Genomic DNA, 19,847 nt, shown 5'->3' with positions numbered 1-19,847 from the left:
AAATCCGCCCCTTCAGGACGCCAATATCCAGTTCAATACTTTCCGCCAGTCAATCATGCGGATCGGCGTGCCGTGATTGCCGTTCTGGAACAGGGTGAAATGCGTCGGGTACTTCGCCTTGTAGAGCTTCTCGAACAGCGCCTGCTGGTTGGCTGCGGCATAGACCGGGTCTCGGCTGCCATGCGCAAACCAGAGCGGCAGCTTCGCCTTGTAAAACGGGCTCTTGGTGAAATCCGGGTCCGAGACGCCGCTCATGATCAGCATGCCCTTCAGCCGCTTGACGCTGTCAGCATCGCGCGTGATGCCCCAGCAGATCTGGCTGCCCATGGAGGCGCAGCTGAGGATGACAGTCCGGCCGGGAGATTGGGCGCTCGCGTAGCGGATAAGCCCCGCAATGGCCGCAACGCCATTGGCATCGAAGGTCTTGACGGTCGGCGAATAATAGACGCCGCCATTGCCGGCCGTAAGGTTCTTCAGCCGGTTGAAATTGCCGCCGAAGGAATAGTCGTTGGCGCCGAGCCGCCGGTCGCCGTCGCGGCCGTGGATGAAGATGACCGTGAAGGCGGCGTTCTCAGTCGGTCCCACCCTGGTGACATCGAGCCTGATGCCGTCGAGCGACAGCGTCTCATCAGCCTGCAGCTTCTTCACGCCGAGCGAGACATATTTCTGCTGCACCCGCTTTTGCGGGATCTGATCGCGCCCGTTGATGTCGCGCATCTCGTCGTAATCGATCATGTCGAAGGCGCCGTCATCGCCCGTCCGCAGCACGGTCTGCTTCGAAAACAGATCGTCCTTGTAGGGCGGCAGGGCATCGGCCTCGGCGGTCGTGACAGCCGCGGACAGGAAAAAGGCCGCAATTGCGGTGATAATGGTGCAATGACTTGTKGACATCGGCATGCGTATGGTTCCCAGAGAGCTGCCGCGACTTGCCATTCGCCGCCCGGCAACGCAAATCACATCTTGAAAAGCTCCGCAAATCCGGGGCGCGTCGCGTATCGGGGCGCTTTCTGTCAGAATTCCCCTGATTCGCAAACGCGATGCCGAATGCAGATATTGTGGGCCAGCGGCGGCCCTTCACGAGAATGAAGATCTGAACGGTTCCATGGAAGACAGCAACGACCTCTTTTCCGGAGTGCCCCTGACACAGAAGCAGGAGGCCGCAAAGCCTGCTGCGCCGGCCGAAAAGCCTGCAGTGGCCGCCGCACCCGCCGCCCCCCGCCCCGCCCCGGCGACATCGAACGGCGATGATTACGGCGCCTCCTCAATCCGCGTTCTGGAAGGCCTGGAACCGGTGCGCATGCGCCCCGGCATGTATATCGGCGGCACCGACGAGAAGGCGCTGCACCACCTTTTTGCCGAAGTCATCGACAACTCGATGGACGAAGCGGTGGCCGGCCATGCCGATTTCATCGATGTTCATCTCGATACCCAGGGCTATCTGACGGTCACCGACAACGGCCGCGGCATTCCGGTCGAGAACCATCCGCAGGTTCCCGGCAAATCGACGCTCGAAGTCATCATGACCAAGCTGCATGCCGGCGGTAAATTCGACGGCAAGGCCTATGAGACCTCGGGCGGTCTGCACGGCGTCGGCGTCTCTGTCGTCAACGCTCTGTCGGATCATCTCGAAGTCGAGGTCGCCCGTAACCGCAAGCTCTATCGCCAGCGCTTCTCGCGCGGCGTGCCGCAGGGCGGGCTCGAAGAGCTGGGCGATGTGCATAACCGTCGCGGCACCAAGGTTCGCTTTCATCCCGACCCGCAGATTTTCGGTGATCATGCGAAGTTCGATGCGGCGCGTGTGTTCCGCATGGCCCGCTCCAAGGCCTATCTCTTCGGCGGCGTCGAAATCCGCTGGAGCTGCGATCCGGGCGTGCTGCCGGAAGGATCGGACCTGCCCGACAAGGCCGTCTTCCACTTCCCCGGCGGCCTGAAGGATTACCTGCAGGCAACGATGGGCAAGGAATTCACCGTCACCCGCGAGATCTTCGCCGGCAAGACCGAGAAGGTAGCCGGCCACGGTGCACTGGAATGGGCGATCACCTGGTATGGCRGCGATCCGCAGGTCCATTCCTACTGCAACACCATCCCGACGCCCGAAGGCGGCACGCATGAGGCCGGTCTTCGCATTGCGATGACCAAGGGCCTGAAGAGCTATGCCGAGCTGACGCAGAACAAGCGTGCCGCACAGATCACCACCGATGATGTGATGATCTCGGCCGTCGGCATGCTCTCGGTCTTCATCCGCGAGCCGGAATTCGTCGGCCAGACCAAGGATCGACTGGCGAGCGTCGAAGCCCAGCGCCTCGTCGAAAATGCGCTGCGCGACCCCTTCGACCATTATCTTGCCGACAATCCGAACGAGGCCGAGAAGCTTCTCGACTGGGTGATCGAGCGCGCCGAAGAGCGCCTGCGCCGCCGCAAGGAGAAGGAAGTCAACCGCAAGACGGCCGTGCGCRAGCTGCGCCTGCCCGGCAAGCTTGCTGACTGCTCGCAGAACACCGCCGTAGGTGCTGAACTTTTCCTGGTCGAGGGTGACTCGGCAGGTGGCTCGGCCAAGCAGGCGCGCAACCGCGCCAACCAGGCGATCCTGCCGCTGCGCGGCAAGATCCTCAACGTTGCCAGCGCCGGCCGCGAAAAGCTCGGCGCCAACCAGCAAATCTCCGATCTCGTCCAGGCGCTCGGCTGCGGCACCCGCTCGAAATACCGTGAAGAAGATCTGCGTTACGAACGCGTCATCGTCATGACCGATGCCGACGTCGATGGTGCGCATATCGCTTCGCTGCTCATCACCTTCTTCTATCAGGAGATGCCGGAGCTCGTCCGCGGCGGTCATCTCTTCCTTGCCGTGCCGCCGCTCTACAAGATCACGCAAGGGGCAAAGTCCGCCTATGCCCGCGACGACGATCACCGCGCCGAGCTGATGGAGACCGAATTCAAGGGCAAGGCCAAGATCGAGATCAGCCGCTTCAAAGGTCTCGGCGAAATGCTGCCCGCCCAGCTCAAGGAAACCACCATGGATCCGTCCAAGCGCACGCTTCTGCGGGTGCTGATCGACGAGGTGGATTTCGAGGGAACGCGCAATGCCGTCGACGACCTGATGGGAACCAAGGCCGAAGCCCGTTTCCGCTTCATCCAGGAGCGTGCGGCCTTTGCCGAGGACCTCGATATTTAAGGCACTGCGAATTCATCGAACTGACGAAGAACCGTTACGAGTCCGTCAAATTACCGGCGCAATAGAACGGCCGGCGCTCTGTCCTCCCTCGAGGTTTCCGCAGCGCCGGCCGTTTTGTTTCAACCTTTTGCCGGATGTTTGTCATGACCAAGCGTTTTCTCGCGACTGCCGCTTTCGTTCTCCTGTCCAGAACCGCTTCCGTTTACGCGACCGATATTGGCGCGACGGTCGAGACCGCCTGCCCCTTCGGCGATTGTGCGGCAGCGATCTCTCTTTCCTATCTCGGTGAATTCGTTATCCCGACCGGCCAGATGGAAAACGGCGTCGAATTCGGCGGCATTTCCGGCCTCGATTTCGATGTTGCTACCGGCCACTACATCGCCATCAGCGATGACCGCTCCGAAAAGGCCCCCGCCCGCTTCTTCGATCTCGATATCGATGTCAGTGCTGAAGGCCTGGAGGGCGTGACCGTGGCCAAGCACGTCACCCTGCAGGACAAGAACGGCCAGCCTTTCGCCATCCGCACCGTCGATCCGGAATCCATCCGCTTCGGCAAGGACGGCATCTATTGGGGCAGCGAAGGTGATGCGAAGGCGCTCATCTCGCCTTTCGTCCGCGTCGCTTCTCCTGATGGAGCCTTCGTGCGCGAGTTCAAGCTGCCTGACGGTTTTGCGCCGACCGCCGACAAGTCCACCGGCATCCGCGACAACCTCGCTTTCGAAAATCTGGCGGTGTCTCCGTCCGGTGACGTTTTCGTCGGCGTCGAAGCAGCTCTCTATCAGGATGGCCCGAACCCCAATCTGACGACCGGCAGCCTCTCGCGCATCATCCGTTATGACGGCGCAACGGGCGAGCCGAAGGCTCAATACGTCTATCCGGTCTCGCCGATCCCGCAGGCCGCCGTTAAACCCGACGGTGGCAACGACAACGGCATGTCGGAAATGGTCGCCCTTGACGATCATCGCCTGCTCGCCGTTGAACGCAGCTATGCGCAGGGCTTCGGCAACAACATCAAGCTCTTCATGATGGATCTCGACGGCGCGACCGACGTTTCCAGTATCGCCTCGCTCGCCAAGAACGACCAGCGCGTGGTGCCAGCCCGCAAGAGCCAGGTGCTCGACCTGCGCGCCATCGGCCTGACGCCTGACAATATCGAGGCTATGGCGATCGGCAAGGCGAAGGATGGAACCGATATTTTGATCCTCGGCTCGGACAATAATTTCTCGACCGGCCAGAAGAGTCAGTTCTACGCCTTCAAGATCAACCGTCGCCCGCAATAATATCTCAAGGATTTACCGACCAGATAACCACGCTTTGTATACCCTTTATCCGGGCGGACCTTGAAACCGCCCGGTTCATAGCCCATAAAATAGGGCAACAATAAAAAGAGGCGCGCGTGGGTGTGTTTGATCGTCAGAAAAGCAATACGGAGCCGCGATGGCTAGGGCCGTCGGCGACGACGCGTACGCCGCTGATACCCTCCATTTCAGCAGCCCGCTGGTTGCTCATACTGGTCGCCGCAGCCGGCGTTTATTTCTTCTATGGCTTCGTCGTGCCGGTGCTGGCCGCTCTCGTAATCGGCTTTGCGAGCTGGCCGCTCTACCGCAAGCTCCTGGCGCGTGTGGGCGGCAATACGACCGTTGCCGCAACGATCGCGATCATCCTCATCGTCACCTTCCTCGTCATTCCGATCGGCCTCGCGGGCACCTATACGACCGGTGAAGTGCGCACCTGGGTTGCCTGGGCGATCCACGCCAACCGCTTTGGTGCGGAAACGCCGCAATGGATCGTCGCCCTGCCTCTGGCCGGTTCCTACCTCGACGAGCTCTGGACGAAATATATCGGCAGCCCCGGCGCCATGGGTGAGCTCATCCAGGCTGTCAGCGGCGCCAATATCGGCAATATCTACCGTGCGGTTCTGGCGGCTGGCGGCGGTGCCTTCCACCTGTTCCTGACGCTGCTCTTCATGCTGATCGCGCTCTTCTTCGTCTATCGCGACGGTTTCTCCTTTTCCAAGCAGATCGACATGCTCGGCGAGCGCATCCTGCCGAACMGCTGGGAGCGTATTTCCCGTGTCGTACCTGCTACCATCAGCTCCACCGTCATGGGCATGACCCTGATCGCGATCGGCGAAGGCATCGTACTCGGTGTGGCCTACTGGATCGCCGGCGTTCCCTCGCCCGTCACGCTTGGCGTGCTGACCGGCGTCATGGCGCTGATCCCCGGCGGCGCCCCGCTCTCCTTCACGCTGGTATCCGTCTATCTGCTGGCCAGCGGCTCGCATGTCGCCGGCATCGGCCTGTTCGTCTGGGGTACCGTCGAACTCTTCATCGTCGACAAGACGCTGCGGCCGAAACTTGTCGGCGGACCGATCAAGCTGCCTTTCCTGCCCACCTTCTTCGGCCTCGTCGGCGGCGTGAAGACGATGGGTTTTCTCGGCCTTTTCATTGGTCCGGTACTGATGGCTCTGCTGGTCGCAATCTGGCGCGAATGGATACACGAAGTCCGCACCGCCGATGTGGGTCCGCAGATCATTCTCGACGAGCACGCGCCGCCCGTGCCGCGGGCTGCCGAGGGTTAAGTCAGATAAACCGCTTTTCCATGAAAAGGCTGAGCGGATCCGGCAGATAGGAGCCGAACGGCTCGATATCCCCGTATCCATATTTCCTGTAAAGGCCGATCGCCTCCGGCTGGTAAATGCCGGTCTCCAGACGGATTACATGAAGACCCTTCTCCCTGCCGATCTCCTCCAGCCGGTCCATGAGCCGGCTCGCGACCCTCAAGCCGCGGGCCTGCGGATCGACGAACATGCGCTTGATCTCGGCCGTCCCGTCGCCCGCCTCGACCAGCGCGCAGCAGCCGACGATCTCGCTGTCGTTGCGCGCCACAAGGAAACTGACGGAGGGCTTTTCCAGCGTCGAAATATCGACGAGGTGGTTGCTCTCTGGCGGATAGAGTGACTGCGCATAGGCATCCGAAAGATTGAGAAGGCGGATCACGCCATCCTGACGCGGCGGCTCCAGGGCAATGGTGACGGACATTCTCACTCCTTTTGCGGTAATGGGCGCGATTTTTCGCCGGTATGACGAAAAGTTAATGTCGCTGCCTTCATTCCGTTGGAATTGCGCTTTCGAAGATGGGGACATGCTCAATAGCCATGGAAGCAGAATATGCAAGCCGTCCTCATCGCCATGACGATCCTCGGTTGCGACGATTCCGTCAGCCAGTGCAATTACGTCGCCACGGTAGATAAACGCTGGGAAACCGTCGTCGCCTGCGATGCCGAGGCCGAACAACGGTTGAGGATTTATGCGAATGCCAACTATCCGACTGTCATTGCTGTCTGCGAGGCGCCGAAGGCGCTTGCCGCTGCCGAACCGGCCAAGCCGGCGCCTGCTGCTCCGGCAGTGGCCGAGGTAGCCGAAGAACGGGATGGCGTTGGTGGTTTTGTGGATACGATTGCCGGGCGTGTGCGTGCCAATCTGCCTTCCGGCCAGGACGTGAAAAACACCCTGGCGAAGCCGTTGCATTTCGTCTCTTCGAGCTATTCCTGGGCTGCGGCCCGGTTTACCGACTAGGCAGCTGCAAGCGAAGCATATACGCGGGCCGACCGGCGCTGGTCGGCCACGTGCAGTTTCTCGACCATGTCGAGCAACTCGCCGACGGCGTCATGCTGCCCTATCCGGCTATGGAATTTCTGAAGCAGGCGTCCGCAAATGCTGCCGAGCAACGAGCCTGACGTCTTGCGGGAAGCCTCGCGCCAGAGAAAGGTCGCTTCCACGAAAATGATGCTGATGTCGCGCGGCAGACCGGCCGATTCATAAAGCGCGCGCACGGCATGCATCCGTCCGGTAGCAAGGATTGCCCGCACGCGCCGGTCGCTGCAGCCCGACAGATTGACAATGGCGCAGGCGAAGAATTCCACCTTGCCGCAGCAGAGGGCATGCATGAGAAAGGACGGCGTCAGCCGTTCGTTCAGGCGAAGATGCTCGACGAGGTCGGGCACTTCGATCGGCGCGATATCGCCGGCGATGGAAACGATCGCCGCTTCCGTCGCCTCGCGACTGATGCGTTGCAGCCTTTGCAGGCCGATTGCCGCCTGGGCCAGAGGCAGGCCGACAAGCGCATTGCTGACATGCTGGGTCAGGAGCTGGCGGGCATCGGCCGGCAGGTCGATGCGGTCGAGAAGCAGGTTTCTGACGTCGCTGATATCACCGAGCCGTTCCGCAATCCGTTTCAGGGACTGGGCGGAAATCGACGCACCGTCATTTTCGAGCAGGCAGAGTACTTCGTCCTCGTCGCCGACTTCGGCGAGTGCCGCCGAAACGGGACGCGTCACATGGGCGCGTGCTGCAATCAGCATCCGCGTTGCGCCGCTGCCGCGCGCGGCGAGGTCGACGAGATCGGCATCGGTCAGGATCGGCGAGCAGGTCACTGCATGACAGGCGATTTCCGGCTGGTCCTCGGCGAGCAAAAGAATGATATTGCGCGGCGCATGTGGTGACCAGGCGATCGCTTCGGCCAGTGCAAGACGCACACGTGGTGACGGATCGTCGAGCAGATAGGTCATCGCCTTTTCAGCGGCGTCGCGCCGCTCGTCCGACATTTCGGATTTGAGATAGACGCGTCCCAGAGCACTTGCAGCGGCCGCCCTGTCAGCGGCCTTGGCCGTTTCGGCCCAACGAAGAAATGCCTCAATGATCACGACCACGCCCCAGCACTGAACGCGATTCCTTCGCGCCTCATTCAATACGAGGACGGTAGCCGGAAAAAGTTTATGATTGGTTCACCATGTTTATTAGGGTCTGGCCGAACCCGCGCGGCGACTGTCAGATCTTCGGCCTGAACATTTCGAAGACGTCGCTGCCCTCGCAATAATCCATATAGCCCATGCGTGCGACCGGCCGCGCCAGCGCCATGTCGAGCCGCCCGTTGCTGACAACAGCCTCATCGATATGGATGCCGACGACCTGTCCGAAAACGAAGACATTCTCGGTCGGTTCACCGGACAGCGTCTTCGGCTCGATGATCTCGGTCACCTTGCATTCGAGCACGGCAAAAGCCTCGGCCACACAGGGCGCATCGATCAGCTCGGCCCGCCTCGGCGTCAATCCTGCGAATTCGAATTCGCTCGTGCCGTAGGGCAAGGCAGCGGAGGTAAGGTTCATTTTGTCAGCCAGATTGCGGCTGACGAAATTGCAGGTGAAAACACCAGTCTCCCTGGCGTTTTGCTGGCTATGCTTGTGTCCGCTCGACGAAAACATCACCAGCTTTGGCGTGTCGGCAACCGCGTTGAAGAAGGAATAGGGTGCGAGATTGAGCGACCCATCCCTGCCCTTGCTGCCGATCCAGCCGATCGGGCGTGGTGAGACGATCGCCTTGAAGGGATCGTGCGCCAGACCGTGCCGGTTGGTATCCGTCGTATAGAACATCAGCCTTCCCCGCCGACCCACGTGACCGTCTCGGTCAGTTCGGGGCGCGGACGCTCGACGGGCGGGAAGGTAGTGGAGCCGATATGGATGAAGCCGGCGACCTTCTCGCCCGGCTGGACGCCGAGCAGCGGATAGGCACGCTCGTCGAAGGCGAACCATTCCGTCAGCCAGTTGGCGACATAGCCATGCGCATTGGCAGCCAGGATGACGTTGAGGCACAGCGCGCCCGCCGACATGATCTGTTCCCATTCAGGGATCTTGAAATGCGGGCCGGCCTTGCTGACGATCCCGACGACGACGGGTGCACGGGTAAAGCGCGTGCGCTCCACCTGGATCATTTCCTCCGAGAGGTCGGGTTTTGCTTCGAGCGCGAGCTTCAGCAGCTCTTCGCCCAGCCGCACGCGTTCCTCGCCGCGATAGACGATGAAGCGCCAGGGCGCGAGCTTGCCGTGATCGGGAACGCGCGATGAAAGGCGCAGGATTTCCTCGATCTCGTCCTTTTCCGGTCCCGGTTCGCACATCTGGAACGCAGGGATGGAACGGCGCACGGAGAGGTAATCGATCAGCTTGATGTCGGATTTCATACGGAAGAAACTCTCATTTGTATGCAGAGGATGGCCAGAGGTCTTGAATTTGCCATGGCATTGGTCTTGAAGTGGACTCTGCCATTTCAGAAGTCAATCGGTTCACGAACAGGATGTTTGGCATTTTGCCTTTTGCACGGATCGGCCTTGCTATTGCCCTGATGATGCTGACGCCGTTTGGCGCTGCTGCCCAGGACGCTTTCAAGGAATTCAAGCAGCTCGAATCGACGCCGAAAATGCCGAAGCTCAACGCGTTTATCGCGCCAGGCACGGCACAGGGGGGCGCGCATCTGCGCGACGTCTCTCTGGAGGCCAAACTCACGGCTGATGGCGCGCCTGTCGAAGACGGGCTTTCCTGGTATGTATTCAGCCCGGTCGCCGGAACCGATGGCAAGCTGCCGCTTATCGCCAGCTCCCGGGGCGGCACCGCTGCTTTCCAGCTCGCTGCCGGCGACTATTTCGTCAACGTCTCTTTCGGCCGCGCCGGCGTCACCAAGAAGCTGACGGTGCCGGATGAAGGTGAAGTCGATAGACAGGTGATGGTACTCGATGCCGGCGGCCTGCTGTTGAATGCCGTTTCCGGTTCTGATGTCCGCATCCGTCCCAACCAGCTGAGCTTCTCGATCTATTCCGCTGAGATCCGCGACGATGGCGAGCGCGGCCTCGTGATGGCCGATGTGCCGCCGAATACGGTCGTGCGCCTTAATGCCGGCACCTATCACGTCGTTTCCGAGTATGGCAGTGTCAACGCCACGATCCGCGCCGACATCCAGGTGGAAGCTGGCAAACTGACCGAAGCAACGATCCAGCACAGGGCAGCGCAGATCAATTTCAAGCTGGTCTCGGATACCGGCGGCGAAGCGATCGCCGATACCGCATGGTCGATCCTGACGGCGGCCGGCGACAGTGTCGGTGAAAGTGTGAGCGCCTTCCCGGCCATGGTCCTGTCTGAAGGTGAATACACCGCCGTTGCCCGCAACAAGGACAAGATCTACCAGCGCGACTTCACCGTCGCTGCCGGCGTCAATACCGATGTCGAAGTGCTCATGAAGGACCAGCAGGCCCAGCAGCCGATTGCCCCGGCTGCAACGGCCGTGCCGCCTGGACAGACCGCGGCCGGGCCGAAGGGCGTGCCCCAGCCGGGCGGTGAGATCCCGCCGCAGCCGCCCTTGCCGTCCTATGAAGATCTTCAAAGCGACGGCGGCGCCAGCCTCGACTGACGCCGTATCCCGGATATCAGGAGTTTTGAGTTTTCAGCTTGCGCGCTTGAGGAAGGCCTTCTTCTTCGGCGCCATAGAGAAGACAGCGTCAAAGAGACGGGCGAGCAAATCCTTGCGGTCGCTGCCGCTGCTCAATTCTTCGAAGGACAGTACCCTGCCCACATGTGCGGTGATCGTGCTGCCTGAAAGACGGCGGAACTCGCGGATGAGCAGCGACAGGCGCAGCGTCATCGAAACCCTGCTGGCGAGATGGAAGAGCCGGCCATTCTGGCCCTCGAAATAGATCGGCAATACGCTGGCGCGGGTCGCCTGGATGAGCTTGGCCGGGAACATCTTCCACGGCAGGTCCTCGGCGCGGCCGAAGCCCTTCTTGGCGGTGGCCACGCCGCCGGCCGGGAAAATCACGATCGTCGTGCCTTCCTTCAGCAGGCGAACCGCCTCGTGACGGCTCTTCATGTTCATCGCCATCGCTTCCTTGGTCTCCTCGAAGGAGATCGGCAGCGAATAGGGCGCCATTTCCGGCACCTTCAGGAGATCGTTGTGGATCAGCACCCGGAACGGACGTCCGAGCTGTTCAGCAAGCGCCAGCACCGCAATTCCGTCGCCGATGCCGAAGGGATGGTTGGCGACGATGACGATCGGCTCGTCCGGTACCGGCGCGAGCGGCCAGCTGCCCTTCACATTGATCTCGACATCGATGAGATCGAGCATCTTGCCGAAGACGCGCTCGCTCTTGCCGACGATATCGCTGCGCCACATGTCATAGAGCCGCACATAGCGATCGCGGCCCGAAAGCCCCTCGATGGAGCGGATGAGCCAGCGCTTGAAACGCGGATCTCTTTCGTTCGCGTAGGAAAGCTCTTTGAAGCGCACTGGAATGCCTGGCGGGATGAACCCGTCCCCTGTTTTATGGCGGCTATATTACTGTTGCATGTCAGATTTCTGACAGCGCCGAGCAGATCAATGCCGGGCGCTGCCATCATCCAATAGGCAATTTCAGGCGGCTTTAGCCTTCTTTGCCTCGATCTTACGACGGATATCGGGCGCAGTCGCCTCCAGGGCAAGGCTTTCGATCGCCGAATCCAGCGACATCGACGTCTGTTCCTGGCTGCCGAGGCGGCGGATATTGACCGTGCGCTCTTCCGCTTCCTTCTTGCCGCAGACGATGATGACGGGAACTTTCGTAACGGAATGTTCGCGGATCTTGTAATTGATCTTCTCGTTACGGAAGTCGGTCTGGACATGCAGCCCGGCGTCGCGCAGCGCGTCAGCCACTTCCTGGCCGTAGCCATCGGCCTCCGAGGTGATCGTCGCAACGACGACCTGCAGCGGCGAGACCCACAGCGGCAGATGGCCGGCGAAGTTCTCGATCAGGATGCCGAGGAAGCGCTCCATCGAGCCGCAGATGGCGCGATGGATCATGACCGGCTGCGTCTTCTCCGAATTGCTGTCGATGTAGAAGGCGCCGAAACGTTCCGGCAGGTTGAAGTCCACCTGCGTCGTGCCGCACTGCCATTCGCGGCCGATCGCGTCCTTCAGCGTATATTCGAACTTCGGCCCGTAGAAGGCGCCCTCGCCCGGCAGGATGCCGGTCTTGATGCGTCCTTCGGATTGAGCCTCGATCGTATTCAGCACATCGGTCATGACGGCTTCCGCACGATCCCAGAGCGCATCGGAGCCGACACGCTTGTCCGGACGGGTGGAGAGCTTGACGACGATTTCCTTGAAGCCGAAGTCTTCATAGACCGACAGGATCAGGTCGTTGATCTTCAGGCATTCGGCCGCCATCTGCTCGTCGGTGCAGAAGATGTGCGCGTCGTCCTGCGTGAAGCCGCGCACACGCATCAGCCCGTGCAGCGCGCCCGAAGGCTCGTAGCGATGCACCAGGMCGAATTCGGCGAAGCGGATCGGCAGTTCGCGATAGGACTTCAAGCCATGCTTGAAGATCTGCACGTGACCAGGGCAGTTCATCGGCTTCAGCGCAAAGACGCGGTTGTCCGCTTCCTTGTCTTCCGGATGCGTCATCGCATGCGCTGATTTCACGGCAAACATGTTCTCCTGGTACCAGCCCCAGTGCCCCGAGGTTTMCCAGAGCGAGGTGTCGAGCACCTGAGGTGCATTGACTTCTTCATAATCGACGGCCAGCCGGCGCCGCATGTAGGAGACGAGCGACTGGAAGATGCGCCAGCCCTTGCCATGCCAGAAAACGACGCCCGGGCCTTCTTCCTGGAAATGGAACAGGTCCATTTCACGGCCGAGCTTGCGGTGGTCGCGCTTTTCGGCTTCCGCCAGCATGTGCAGATAGTTGTCGAGATCGGCCTGGTCGGCCCATGCCGTGCCGTAGATGCGCGACAGCATGGCGTTGTTGCTGTCGCCGCGCCAATAGGCGCCGGCAACCTTCATCAGCTTGAAGGCGCTGCCGATCTGGCCGGTGGAGGCCATGTGCGGGCCGCGGCAAAGGTCGAACCATTCGCCCTGATTGTAGATCTTCAGATCCTGTCCTTCAGGGATCGCGTCGACGAGCTCGACCTTGTACTGTTCGCCCTTGGCGGCAAACACTTCCTTGGCCTTTTCGCGCGACCAGATCTGCTTTGTGAAGGGCGCATTGCGGGCAATGATCTCCTTCATCTTCTTTTCGATCTTCGGCAGATCGTCGGGCGTGAAGGGCTCGTTCTTGGCGAAGTCGTAGTAGAAACCGTTCTCGATCACGGGACCGATGGTCACCTGGGTGCCGGGCCACAGTTCCTGCACGGCTTCTGCCATCACGTGCGCGGCGTCATGCCGGATAAGCTCCAGCGCGCGCGGGTCCTTGCGCGTGACGATCTCGATCTTGCCGTCGGTGACAGTGTCGGAAAGGTCTTGCACGGTACCGTCGATCGCAATGGCGACGGCGCTCTTGGCAAGCGACTTGGAAATGGATTCGGCGACATCCTTGCCGGTTGYGCCAGCCGGGAAACTGCGCACCGAACCATCGGGAAATGTCAGGGAAATAGATTGGGACATTTAAATTCTCCTTGTCCAGTCCCGCCAACGAATGCGGGTGGTTGAAACGGAAGCGTCATCCGGCCGCGGATGCGCTGCCGCCTGATAATGATATTTACGGTGGTAGTAAAGGAAAAGCCTGCTTAGGCGACCATTTCGAAGAGGCCGCGCACGGTGTTCCAATTGCGCATCGTTCCCACGCCCATGCGTTTGGTCGTAAGCGCCGAGAGCAGTTTCGACTCGCTCGGCTTACCGTGAAAATCGATCCAGAGATCGCAGCCAACCAGCTTCATTCGCTGCCCATCCGAAAGGAGCGGCTTCAGTGCCTCCACCTTTTCCGGATCGATCGGCAACCGGCTGACGCGCACGATCACCTGATCGCCTATGCCGTCCTTGAAGGGATTGGCGCTGCAGAGCGCCATCCAGGTGCAGTCGCTGCGCACGATGATATCGACATGCTTGCCGAACTTTTCTTCAAAGGCCTCTTCCAGCTGCTCTTCGACTTCATGCGGCCGCATCCCGTCCGCCTCGAAGACGAGGTTGCCGGTGGAAACCAGCGTGCGCGGTTCACGATAACCCAGCTCTTCAGCAAGCTTTCGCAGATCCTCCATGATCACACGCCGCTCGGAGGTCAGGACGATGCTATGCAGCAGTGCGATGAAGGTACACACCTTATGCCTCCTTTCGCCCAAGCACGAAGTAGCGCCAGGGCGTAAACCAGCGGAAACGGGATTCGAGGTTGTCAGGCACGAGGTCGAGTCCGCTCGTGCCGCCCGGACCGCATCGGCCGACGCGGAAAAGCGTCATCCACCCGCCGGCCCAAAGCCCGTGGCGGGCGACGGCCTCATAACCATATTCGGAACAGGTCGGAATGTGCCGGCAGGCATTGCCGACGAAGCCGGAGAGTGTCAGCTGATAGAGCCGGATCAGCCCCATGCCGAAAAGTCGGTCCGGCGTCTTGCGGAACGGCCCCCGGTAATTGCGCGAAAATTTCTGCTGCGGCTGAGCGCGAGGCTGCGGCGCAGCCGCACCGCCCTCGTCTTCCTCCTCGCGCAGCAGGCAGAATTCGCACATAACTTAGGCCTCGACGACTTCAGCACGCTTGGCCTCGACCTGGCCGATCGCGTCGACGACGGCATCGAAGGTCAGCATGGTGGAGGCGTGGCGCGCTTTGTATTCTCTCACGGGGAGAAGATAGCGCATGTCGGCAAATCGTCCATCCGGCCCCTCGCCATCCGCCTTCAGCATGGCGAGCATGTCCTCGCGCGCCTTGCGTACTTCGCCTGATGTCGCGCCGATGACGTGACGGGCCATGATCGAGGAGGAAGCCTGGCCGAGCGCGCAGGCCTTGACGTCATGCGAAAAGGCGCTGATCGTATCGCCGTCCATTTTCAGCCAGATGCGCACTTTCGAACCGCAGAGCCTGGAATGCGCCTGGGCGCTCGCATCCGCATCGTCAAGCATACCGGTCAGGGAAATATTGCCGGCAAATTCGAGGATTTTGCTGTTATAGATGTCGTCCATGACGGATTTGGCTCCAAAAACGCCTAAAATCGACGCTAATTCCTATGTGATTGTCGTGTAAACAAAAAACACACAGTCAAACGACAACGTACTTACATAGCCGGGTCGTCTTACTATATGTATGTCGTTCGAGGGCCATCGAAATGCAATGGCCTCGAATGAGTTTGATTGGGAAACCGTGCCGGAAGGGTTCGAGAAAGCGAGCCTGGAAAGCCCCGGAGCCTGCCAAAGGTGCAAGAATTCCCGCTTGGGATACCAGTGGCTAGTCCGATTGCGGTCCGCGTTGCGGACCAGGAGACCATTGAATATGGACGCCATCGTCAAGAATTTTCCGCATACCACCCGTGAATCCGATCGCCCCTCCCAGCAGGAGGCCGAGGACGCCGTTCGTGTCCTGTTGCGCTGGGCTGGTGACGATCCGGCACGTGAGGGCCTGCTGGATACGCCTGCCCGCGTCGCCAAGTCCTATCGCGAGCTCTTCGCGGGTTACGAGATGAGCCCGGAAGACGTGCTCGGCCGTACCTTCGAGGAGGTCGCAGGTTATGACGACATGGTGCTGGTGAAGGACATTCCCTTCTTCTCTCACTGCGAACACCACATGGTGCCGATCATCGGCAAGGCGCATGTCGCCTATATGCCGGACGGACGGGTTCTGGGCCTCTCCAAGATTGCCCGTGTCGTTGAAATCTATGGTCGCCGCCTGCAGACGCAGGAAACGATGACCTCACAGATCGCCAAGGCCATCGACGAAACGCTGCGTCCGCGCGGTGTCGCCGTCATGATCGAGGCCGAACATATGTGCATGGCCATGCGCGGCGTTCAGAAGCAGGGCTCGACCACATTGACGACAACCTTTACAGGAACGTTCAAGACTGAACCGGCCGATCAGGTTCGATTCATGACAATGGTGCGGGGCCGCTGATACCGGCTCCCTCAGGAGGGCCGCGATGAGTGAACTGATTTTCAATCAGCCGTCGGAAGACAAATCCGAGCTGGAGGATGCTGGCGATTTCACGCCACGCTTCGACGATCGCGGCCTGATCACGGCCATCGTCACCGATGCCGGTGACGGCGAACTCCTGATGGTCGCTCATATGAATGCGCAGGCCCTGGCGCTGACCATCCAGACCGGCTTCGCCCACTATTTCAGCCGCTCGCGCGGCAAACTCTGGAAGAAGGGCGAGACCTCGGGCAATCTCCAGACCGTCAGGGAAATCCGCACAGACTGCGATCAGGACGCCATCTGGCTGAAGGTCGAGGTCGCCGGCCACGACGCCACTTGCCATACCGGCCGCCGCTCCTGCTTCTACCGCACCGTCACCCTGGAAGATGGAAAGCCTGTTCTGACCATCGTCGATGACGATCTGCATTTCGATCCGAAGGATGTTTACGCAAAATAGGCTAGATCCCGGCCACCTGCCCCTTATTGCGACGCAAGTCGCCTCTATATACAATTTGGAAAGGGTTCGGGGCGGCTAATAGAAACCCGAGTGTTCTGCCTGGAGGGAGGGACGCCATGCTGGGCTGGAATATGCATCGTCAAAGCGCCGAGGGCGGAAGTTCCGGCACGGTAGCGCTTCAGGATACGACAATTCCCCCAGTTCAATCCTTATCCGAAAAGAAAGCAAAGCTCGCTTTGGCGCTTGGCGKCGGTGCCGCCCGTGGCTGGGCGCATATCGGCGTGCTCCGTGCGCTCGACGAGGCCGGCATCGAGATCGGCATGATCGCCGGCACATCGATCGGCKCGCTCGTCGGCGGCTGCTATCTCGCCGGGAAGCTAGACGAACTGGAGAACTTCGCTCGTTCGCTCACCATGCGCCGCATTGCAAGCCTGCTCGATCTGACGATCGGCGGCTCCGGCCTCTTCGGCGGCATGCGGCTGACCAAGCGCATGCAGGAGCATCTGGAAGGCCTGACGATCGAGGATCTCGACCGGCCCTTTGTCGCAGTCGCAGCCGAGGTCAATACCGGCCACGAAGTCTGGATCGCCAATGGCTCGCTGATCACGGCGATCCGCGCCTCCTATGCCCTGCCCGGCATTTTCGAGCCGGTGCGCAGCAATAACCGCACATTGGTCGATGGCGCGCTCGTCAATCCCGTGCCGGTTTCCGTCTGCCGCAGCTACGAGCAGCCGCTCGTCGTCGCCGTCAACCTCAACTACGATCTCTACGGCCGCTCCGCCGTCGTCCGCCACAATGCCAGCCTCTCGCCTGCCGAAGTGCAGCAGCAGAGGAATGCGCCCTACGCCGCAAGGATGGGCATGACCGGCGTCATGGTGCAGGCTTTCAACATCATTCAGGATCGCATCGCCCGCGCCCGCCTTGCCGGCGATCCGCCTGACATTTCGCTACAGCCGCGCCTGTCGGACATCGGTCTGTCGGAGTTCCATCGTGCAGGGGAAGCCATCGAACGTGGCTATGAGGAAGCCCGGGTAAGGCTACCCGAGTTGCAGCGGATGCAGGAACTCTACGCCAGGCACCCCTGATGCAGAGCGTTATCCGAAGAAATTCCAGCAAAAGTGTGCCGCGGTTTTGCGTCGGGAATTGCTCGAAAAAAGAGCCTAGCTTGCAATATAGGCCTTGATCTCTTCGGCCTCGCGCTCGACCTCAGCGATGCGCGACTTCACTACGTCACCGATCGAGATGATGCCGGCGAGCTTGCCGTTAGCCTCGACCGGAATATGGCGGAAGCGCTTGCTGGTCATCAACTCCATGAGCTCGTTAACCGAGGTCTGCTCGTTGCAGCGGAAGACCTTCGAGGTCATGACGGAAGAAAGCGTCTGGTCGAGCCCGTCCTTGCCGGCCTTTGCGATGACATGCACGAGATCGCGCTCGGTGAACATGCCGGAAATCTTGTTCTCCATGCCGACGACGACGATCGCGCCGATCTTCTTCTTGCTGAGAATCTGAGCCGCTTCCGAAACCGTGGTATTCGGCMCGGTTGTGACGACGTCCCGACCCTTCAGATCGAGTATTGCTTTGACGGAACTGGCCATTTGGACCTCCTATGGCGAAAGTGAAACACTTGTCGGGAACACAGGCTCCGCGGTGGTCTCTCCTCCCATCGCGGATTGGTCAATGGTGCACTGCTTGGCTCAGGATTGCAACTCGTCGTCAGGAGTCGGCACGGGTTCCTGCGGCAGTTTTCGGTCGAACAGAGCAAAGAGGAAAAAGCCGAAGACGAAACCGCCGATATGCGCATCCCAGGCGATTTCCTGGCTGCCGTCGCCGACAAGCGGAATGCCGACGGCGATCAGCGCGTTGCCGACCAGCCAGAAAAGCATGAACATGACCACGGTGCGGCTCCGAACCGCCTGCACTATAGACAGGCGCGGATTGAGATGCGCCGGGCCGAACATCTGCCGCCCGGAGGGGAAGGCAAAGCGGCAGGCAGCGCCCATCAGACCGGAGACAACGCCGGATGCGCCGATAAGCAGCGCTTCGCTGCCCCAGTTCAGCGCCGTGTGCAGCGCAGCCGAGGCGACAGAAGAAAGAATCCAGAAGATGATGTATCGGGCCGTGCCGATGCGGCGCACGACCGGCGCGCCGAAGGCCATCAGCCATAGCCCGTTGAAGACGATATGCTCGACGCTTCCATGCAGCAGCGAATAGGTGACGGGCGTCCAATAGAGCTGCGGCCCCTGCTCTGCGAGTGAAACGGCATAACGCAGCGGAATGAAGCCGAAGCTGAACAGAAACCAGTTGAACCAATCGACCGGCAGAAGTGATTGCACGGCATAGATCAGGATCAGAAGCAGCAGCGTAGCGAGCAATGCCGGCGGAAGATTGAAAACCGGCTGACGCGGCGGGCGGGCCGGCGGTTCGGGCTGTGAAGGCTGGAATGCCTGGTCGGGCCCGGACGTCTGTTCATTCATGCTTTTGTCGCCTCGTTTTGAGGTCTCAGCCATACAGGAGCCGGCTTCAAAAAAAAAGCCGTCCGGTATGGCCGGACGGCTTGCCTGAGCATTCCCAACCATCGGCCCGAAAATCGAAATCGATTTTCGGAAAGCCTGATGCGTACTCAAAGAGTAGAGCGTCCTTTGTTCGCCCGCATGGGCGAACGACGCTCTATGGATGACCCCTGCCCTGGCAGTCTTGTGCAGAACTTCACTGTTCGAAGTGATGGAGAGACGGTCTCATGACAGGGCTCCGCGCTCAAGCGAAACCCTTCCTTAACCTTAACTCCCCGGATTTGGCATGAAATCCGCAAGGTAGAAGGTGAAGGGGCGAAAATCGCCCGCCAATGAACCGAAATGAGACAGCGTCATGCGCCTTCAAACCACGATCGACATCTTCGACTACTGGAATGCTCTGCGTGTTGGAGAGGATGCTCCGCTGAAATCGCAGATCGAGCCCGGCGCGATCCCTCACCTCCTGTCGAGGCTCTTCATTTTGGAGACAGAAGCGGACCGGCATATTCGTTTCCGCCTGGCCGGCACCAAGATCTGCGATCTTTTCGGCCGCGATCTTCGCTGCGAGCGTTTCTCCGCCCTCTGGGCCAACGGCCAGCACGAGGATATCGAAAGGACGGCCAAAGGCGTCATGGATCACGCCATCCCGACGCTTTTCAACGCAACGGGCTACAGCACCGCCGGCCACCATGCTGCCTTCGAGATCATCATGATGCCGCTGCGTTCGCCGCAAGGCGGCTGCGACCGGCTGCTCGGCGCCATCGCACCTGCCGTTGTTGCAAGCTGGCTGGAAATCGTGCCGCTGGAGCTTCTCGCCCTCGACCGCAGCCGCCTGCTGCACGGCAAGTTTGGCCGCGCGGTACAAATGGAGCCCCGTCGCCCCGTCGAAGTCACGACCGAAAAACAACCCACTTTCGGCCGGGCCATGCTGCGCGCCATGTCGCATTTCCTGCACGGGGCAACCGCCCGGTGACTGCCCCATTTTGGGTCGCCGCCCATAGTACTTTAGGGTTATATGACAGC

General features: G+C 60.5%; 21 protein-coding genes. 9 read left to right on the top strand and 12 right to left on the bottom strand.

Translation table 11 applies throughout. The annotated features are described in order from the left end of the window. Positions 1 to 12 precede the first annotated feature (12 nt). Positions 13 to 897, bottom strand: a complete 885-nt coding sequence (locus AC1DNW_RS14745) for an alpha/beta hydrolase (protein ID WP_477853280.1) — start codon at positions 895 to 897, stop codon at positions 13 to 15. Between the two features lie 205 nt (positions 898 to 1,102). Between AC1DNW_RS14745 and parE the strand changes: the two genes are divergently transcribed. The 3 genes from parE to AC1DNW_RS14730 all read left to right on the top strand — a co-directional run bounded on the left by parE (position 1,103) and on the right by AC1DNW_RS14730 (position 5,753). After that, a complete protein-coding gene (parE, locus tag AC1DNW_RS14740) occupies positions 1,103 to 3,172 on the top strand; it encodes a DNA topoisomerase IV subunit B (protein WP_477853278.1) in 2,070 nt (689 codons plus the stop codon). A gap of 143 nt (positions 3,173 to 3,315) precedes the next feature. Further along, positions 3,316 to 4,452, top strand: coding sequence for an esterase-like activity of phytase family protein (locus AC1DNW_RS14735; RefSeq protein ID WP_477853276.1), 1,137 nt, complete (start codon positions 3,316 to 3,318; stop codon positions 4,450 to 4,452). Positions 4,453 to 4,568: 116 nt separating this feature from the next. Then, complete coding sequence (locus AC1DNW_RS14730; protein WP_477853275.1) at positions 4,569 to 5,753, top strand: AI-2E family transporter; 1,185 nt, start codon at positions 4,569 to 4,571, stop codon at positions 5,751 to 5,753. A gap of 1 nt (position 5,754) precedes the next feature. Here AC1DNW_RS14730 and AC1DNW_RS14725 read toward each other — a convergent pair whose 3' ends face one another. Beyond that, a complete protein-coding gene (locus AC1DNW_RS14725; RefSeq protein WP_477853273.1) occupies positions 5,755 to 6,213 on the bottom strand; it encodes a GNAT family N-acetyltransferase in 459 nt (152 codons plus the stop codon). A gap of 129 nt (positions 6,214 to 6,342) precedes the next feature. On the opposite strand from AC1DNW_RS14725, the gene AC1DNW_RS14720 reads away from it, so the two are divergent. Then, positions 6,343 to 6,750: a hypothetical protein gene (locus AC1DNW_RS14720; RefSeq protein ID WP_477853271.1), complete on the top strand. Its 408-nt coding sequence runs from the start codon at positions 6,343 to 6,345 to the stop codon at positions 6,748 to 6,750. Here the strand turns inward: AC1DNW_RS14720 and AC1DNW_RS14715 are convergent. The 3 genes from AC1DNW_RS14715 to AC1DNW_RS14705 form a co-directional block, all read right to left on the bottom strand. Then, positions 6,747 to 7,877: a DUF2336 domain-containing protein gene (locus AC1DNW_RS14715; RefSeq protein ID WP_113509302.1), complete on the bottom strand. Its 1,131-nt coding sequence runs from the start codon at positions 7,875 to 7,877 to the stop codon at positions 6,747 to 6,749. The genes AC1DNW_RS14720 and AC1DNW_RS14715 overlap by 4 nt on opposite strands. Before the next feature lie 124 nt (positions 7,878 to 8,001). Next, complete coding sequence (locus tag AC1DNW_RS14710; protein WP_113509250.1) at positions 8,002 to 8,604, bottom strand: flavin reductase family protein; 603 nt, start codon at positions 8,602 to 8,604, stop codon at positions 8,002 to 8,004. Then, on the bottom strand, positions 8,604 to 9,188 hold the full coding sequence (locus AC1DNW_RS14705) for a nitroreductase family protein (protein ID WP_113295490.1): 585 nt from the start codon (positions 9,186 to 9,188) through the stop codon (positions 8,604 to 8,606). The genes AC1DNW_RS14710 and AC1DNW_RS14705 overlap by 1 nt, the downstream gene beginning before the upstream one ends. A gap of 113 nt (positions 9,189 to 9,301) precedes the next feature. Here AC1DNW_RS14705 and AC1DNW_RS14700 point away from each other — a divergent pair, with 113 nt between their 5' ends. Continuing rightward, positions 9,302 to 10,408: a hypothetical protein gene (locus AC1DNW_RS14700; protein ID WP_477853269.1), complete on the top strand. Its 1,107-nt coding sequence runs from the start codon at positions 9,302 to 9,304 to the stop codon at positions 10,406 to 10,408. Between the two features lie 33 nt (positions 10,409 to 10,441). Here the strand turns inward: AC1DNW_RS14700 and AC1DNW_RS14695 are convergent, their stop codons facing one another. The 5 genes from AC1DNW_RS14695 to AC1DNW_RS14675 form a co-directional block, all read right to left on the bottom strand. Further along, the gene (locus AC1DNW_RS14695) at positions 10,442 to 11,281 is read right to left on the bottom strand and encodes a lysophospholipid acyltransferase family protein (protein ID WP_113295488.1); all 840 of its coding nucleotides are present in this window, start codon (positions 11,279 to 11,281) and stop codon (positions 10,442 to 10,444) included. Positions 11,282 to 11,404: 123 nt separating this feature from the next. Beyond that, a complete protein-coding gene (gene thrS, locus AC1DNW_RS14690) occupies positions 11,405 to 13,411 on the bottom strand; it encodes a threonine--tRNA ligase (protein WP_477853267.1) in 2,007 nt (668 codons plus the stop codon). A 122-nt stretch (positions 13,412 to 13,533) separates the two neighbouring features. Then, entirely contained in the window at positions 13,534 to 14,061 is a 528-nt protein-coding gene (locus AC1DNW_RS14685; RefSeq protein ID WP_113509253.1) for a DUF1697 domain-containing protein, read from the bottom strand. A gap of 1 nt (position 14,062) precedes the next feature. Beyond that, positions 14,063 to 14,464, bottom strand: a complete 402-nt coding sequence (yidD, locus tag AC1DNW_RS14680) for a membrane protein insertion efficiency factor YidD (protein WP_113309113.1) — start codon at positions 14,462 to 14,464, stop codon at positions 14,063 to 14,065. A 3-nt stretch (positions 14,465 to 14,467) separates the two neighbouring features. Further along, complete coding sequence (locus AC1DNW_RS14675) at positions 14,468 to 14,914, bottom strand: iron-sulfur cluster assembly scaffold protein (RefSeq protein ID WP_113295484.1); 447 nt, start codon at positions 14,912 to 14,914, stop codon at positions 14,468 to 14,470. Between the two features lie 307 nt (positions 14,915 to 15,221). Here AC1DNW_RS14675 and folE point away from each other — a divergent pair, with 307 nt between their 5' ends. The 3 genes from folE to AC1DNW_RS14660 all read left to right on the top strand — a co-directional run bounded on the left by folE (position 15,222) and on the right by AC1DNW_RS14660 (position 17,399). Beyond that, positions 15,222 to 15,836, top strand: a complete 615-nt coding sequence (gene folE / locus AC1DNW_RS14670) for a GTP cyclohydrolase I FolE (RefSeq protein ID WP_113309114.1) — start codon at positions 15,222 to 15,224, stop codon at positions 15,834 to 15,836. Between the two features lie 25 nt (positions 15,837 to 15,861). Next, positions 15,862 to 16,314, top strand: coding sequence for a phosphoribosyl-AMP cyclohydrolase (gene hisI / locus AC1DNW_RS14665; protein ID WP_113295482.1), 453 nt, complete (start codon positions 15,862 to 15,864; stop codon positions 16,312 to 16,314). Positions 16,315 to 16,430: 116 nt separating this feature from the next. Next, a complete protein-coding gene (locus AC1DNW_RS14660) occupies positions 16,431 to 17,399 on the top strand; it encodes a patatin-like phospholipase family protein (RefSeq protein WP_477853264.1) in 969 nt (322 codons plus the stop codon). A 75-nt stretch (positions 17,400 to 17,474) separates the two neighbouring features. Here AC1DNW_RS14660 and AC1DNW_RS14655 read toward each other — a convergent pair whose 3' ends face one another. Both AC1DNW_RS14655 and AC1DNW_RS14650 read right to left on the bottom strand, forming a co-directional pair. Beyond that, positions 17,475 to 17,909 (bottom strand): CBS domain-containing protein, encoded by a 435-nt coding sequence (locus tag AC1DNW_RS14655; protein ID WP_477853262.1) that lies wholly within the window; start codon positions 17,907 to 17,909, stop codon positions 17,475 to 17,477. A 99-nt stretch (positions 17,910 to 18,008) separates the two neighbouring features. Beyond that, on the bottom strand, positions 18,009 to 18,788 hold the full coding sequence (locus tag AC1DNW_RS14650) for a rhomboid family intramembrane serine protease (RefSeq protein ID WP_113309118.1): 780 nt from the start codon (positions 18,786 to 18,788) through the stop codon (positions 18,009 to 18,011). Positions 18,789 to 19,179: 391 nt separating this feature from the next. On the opposite strand from AC1DNW_RS14650, the gene AC1DNW_RS14645 reads away from it, so the two are divergent. Continuing rightward, the gene (locus AC1DNW_RS14645; protein WP_113309115.1) at positions 19,180 to 19,797 is read left to right on the top strand and encodes a PAS domain-containing protein; all 618 of its coding nucleotides are present in this window, start codon (positions 19,180 to 19,182) and stop codon (positions 19,795 to 19,797) included. Positions 19,798 to 19,847: the final 50 nt, after the last annotated feature.

The sequence above is a fragment of the Rhizobium sp. 05L429 genome (assembly GCF_056397645.1).
This window is presented reverse-complemented; position numbering and strand designations above follow the sequence as displayed.